The sequence below is a fragment of the Acidovorax sp. genome (assembly GCF_046291265.1).
Taxonomy (GTDB): Bacteria; Pseudomonadota; Gammaproteobacteria; order Burkholderiales; family Burkholderiaceae_C; genus Acidovorax.
The window spans coordinates 1-3,126 of record NZ_JBKBTV010000132.1 but is presented as its reverse complement, the minus strand read 5'-3'; the positions used below and the strand labels follow the sequence as shown (position 1 = coordinate 3,126).

General features: G+C 64.4%; 3 protein-coding genes. All 3 read left to right on the top strand.

The genetic code is table 11. From position 1 onward, the window contains the following. The first annotated feature begins 24 nt into the window (after positions 1-24). A complete protein-coding gene (locus ACK41V_RS23440) occupies positions 25-879 on the top strand; it encodes an alpha/beta fold hydrolase (RefSeq protein WP_409786058.1) in 855 nt (284 codons plus the stop codon). Positions 880-906: 27 nt separating this feature from the next. Beyond that, positions 907-1,764, top strand: a complete 858-nt coding sequence (locus ACK41V_RS23435) for an acyl-CoA thioesterase (protein WP_409786056.1) — start codon at positions 907-909, stop codon at positions 1,762-1,764. A 111-nt stretch (positions 1,765-1,875) separates the two neighbouring features. Beyond that, positions 1,876-2,652 carry an enoyl-CoA hydratase gene (locus tag ACK41V_RS23430; protein ID WP_409786053.1) on the top strand — a complete coding sequence of 259 codons (777 nt, stop codon included), beginning with the start codon at positions 1,876-1,878 and terminating at the stop codon, positions 2,650-2,652. The last annotated feature ends 474 nt before the right edge of the window (positions 2,653-3,126 follow it).

The window sequence follows — 3,126 nt, the reverse complement described above, 5'->3', positions numbered from 1 at the left end:
CAAACCTTGTAGGTCAACAGTGCAGTGTCTTTGGCGCTGTGTGTCTATGAATTTGAGGGCGCACTGCGTGCCAGCGTCGTCATCGGCGGCGCGATGGGGGTGCGGCAGTCGTTCTACGAGGCCTTTGCGCTGTGGATGGCGCAACAGGGGTTTCGGGTCACCACGTTTGACTACCGGGGCCATGGCGATTCGCTGCAGGGCGCAATGCGCGATGTGAAGGCGGATCTGTTTGACTGGGCGCAGGACTATGAGGCGGTGATCTCTGCTGCCAAGGCCGCGCTGCCGTCGCAGCCGCTGTACTTGCTGGGCCACAGCCTGGGCGCGCAGTTGCCAGGCCTGCTCAAGAAGCCCGAGCAAGTGGCGGGTTTGCTCAGCGTGGCCGCAGGCAGTGGCTATTGGCGCGACAACGCGCCGCAGCTCAAGCGGATCGTTCCGTATTTCTGGTGGGTGCTGGTGCCGCTGGCCACGCGGCTGTGTGGGTACTTTCCGGGCCGCACGCTCAAGAAGGTGGGTGACCTGCCTGCGGGCGTGATCCTGCAATGGCGGCGCTGGTGCCTTGACCCCGGCTACAGCGTGGGGGCCGAAGGGCCTGCGGTGGCACAGAGCTACGGTGCGGTGCGGTTCCCGGTGCTTGCGCTGTCGATGGCCGACGATGAGCTGATGACGCTGCGCGGCACGCACAATCTCGTCAACCTGTACGCCAACACCGAGCGCCGCGTGGAGAGCATCACCCCGGCCGACCTGCAGGTGCGCCGCATTGGCCACTTTGGTTTCTTTCGCGACCAGTTCCGCCAGAGCCTGTGGCCGCGCGCTGCGGCTGCGCTGGCAGCCCTGGGCGGCGGCGTGCCCCACAGTGAAGTCTCCGGTACGACGGCCTGAGCGGTCGTTTCGCGGCACACTCGCAAGATGACTTCTTCTTCCTCCACTTCGCCGTCCTCTGCTCACCCGCTGGATGAAGCGCTGCAACTGACCGCCTCGTCCACTGCGACCGGCCAGTACGAAGGGCAGACCCACCCCGGCTACTGGAACATGGTGGGCCCGTTTGGCGGTATTACCGCCGCCACGCTGCTGCAGGCCATCCTGCAACATCCCAACCGGCTCGGCGACCCGCTGTCGCTCACTGTCAATTACGCGGGCGCATTGACGGCCGGTGCATTCACGGTGCTGGCAACGCCTGTTCGCACCAACCGCTCCACCCAGCACTGGACACTGTCCATACTGCAGAACGGTGCTGATGGCGCCCCGGTGGTCACCACCACTGCCTCGGCAGTGACGGCGGTGCGCCGCGAGACCTGGAGCGTGGGGGACATGCCCATGCCCGAGGTGCCGCCCCCTGTGGAGCACAAGGCCATCGTTGCGCCGCTGGGCGCGGTGGAGTGGCTGAACCGGTACGAGATGCGCCCTGTCGCTGGATTCATTCCGCGCACCTGGGACGGCAGCGGCGACCACAGCCTGACGCAGTTGTGGATGCGCGACACGCCACCCCGGCCGCTCGACTTTGTGGCGCTGGCCGCATTGGCCGATGTGTTTTTTCCTCGCGTGTGGCTGCGTCGTGCGCGCCAAGTGCCTGCGGGCACGGTGTCGATCACCGTGTACTTCCACGCCACTGCAGAGCAGCTGCAGGCCACGGCCACGGGCTTCCTGCTCGGCCAGGCGCGTGGACAGGAGTTTCGCAACGGATTCTTTGACCAGACTGTGCAGCTGTGGAACGAGGCCGGCACCATGCTGGCCACAAGCCACCAGATCGTTTACTACAAGGAATAGGAAGAAAAACACAGCGCAAAGCCTGTGGCCTTCCTCCTGCCGCCTTCCGCCCAACGCTGTCTATTGCCTTTTCCACACCCATCCCGTCACATCAGCCCGGAGCCTCCCAACATGACCGAAGCGACCCAAGACATCCTTGCCCACACCGAAGCCGGCGTGACCACCATCACGTTCAACCGCGTGGACAAGAAGAATTCCATCACCGGTTCGATGTACGCCGCCATGGCCGACGCGTTGGACGCCGCCAAGGCCGACGCCAGCGTGCGTGTGGTGGTGTTCCAGGGCGACGTGGCGATCTTCAGCGCGGGCAATGACATTGGCGACTTCTTGCAGCAGCCCCCTGCCACGCAGGACTCGCCCGTGTTCCGTTTTCTGCGCGGCATCGCTACCTTCCCCAAGCCAGTGATCGCCTCGGTGTGCGGCCCGGCTGTGGGCATCGGCACGACGATGCTGTTCCATTGCGACCTGGTCTACGCGGGGGATAACGCCGCGTTCTCCATGCCGTTCGTGAACCTGGGCCTTTGCCCTGAAGCCGCATCGAGCCTGCTGGTGCCGCAGATGCTGGGGTATCACCGGGCTGCCGAGGCCTTGCTGCTGGGCGAGCCTTTCATGGCCGAAGCCGCTTTGGAAGTGGGCCTGGTCAACCGCGTGGTGCCGCCGACGGAGTGCAATGGGGTGGCGCAGGCGCAGGCGAAGAAGCTGGCGGCCAAGCCGTTGTCGTCGCTCATCGAAACCAAGCGGTTGATGAAGGGTGGGCAGCAGGCGAAGGTGCTGGAGGTGATGGCGGAAGAGGGCGAGAGCTTTGGGCGCATGTTGCGCGAACCGGCAGCGCGGGAAGCGTTCTCGGCGTTTATGGAAAAGCGCCGTCCCGACTTCAGCGCAGTCTGAAGGCGGGTAGCCGCGTAAGCGGCGTGGACTGCGAAGCAGGCCGACGGGCTTTCGGTAAAAGCGCCGTCCCGACTTCAGCGCAGTCTGAAGTTAGGTCGCCGCGCATCGGAGCAGACCGCTGGATCTTGCGGTAAATGCGCAAGCCGGATTTCTGCGTAGCTTGAGTCCTTGGGTCTGAGGTTTTTGGCTGCCGGCGCTTATACATAAAGCGCTGGCAGCTATTGTTTTTATAGTTCGTTCTCGCCCCATCCGTTCGGGTTGAGCCTGTCGAAGCTTTTGTGCGGTGGCTACTGCATGCCCGTGTGGAGTGCGGGAGCCGGGAGTCGCCCGGCATGCGAGTAACTTTCTTTTGCTTCGCCAAAAGAAAGTCACCAAAGAAAAGGCGACCCCCAGTCTGCGACCCCTGCGCTTCGCTACGGGGCGACCTGCGTCGGGGCGGTTGCGGGGTGCGCCGTGGAACTCGCTTTGCGCTGC

Excerpts from the sequence above, each read along its gene's own strand:
- ACK41V_RS23435 (WP_409786056.1), top strand. The coding sequence starts at position 907 with ATGACTTCTTCTTCCTCCACTTCGCCGTCCTCTGCTCACCCGCTGGAT.
- ACK41V_RS23430 (WP_409786053.1), top strand. The coding sequence starts at position 1,876 with ATGACCGAAGCGACCCAAGACATCCTTGCCCACACCGAAGCCGGCGTG.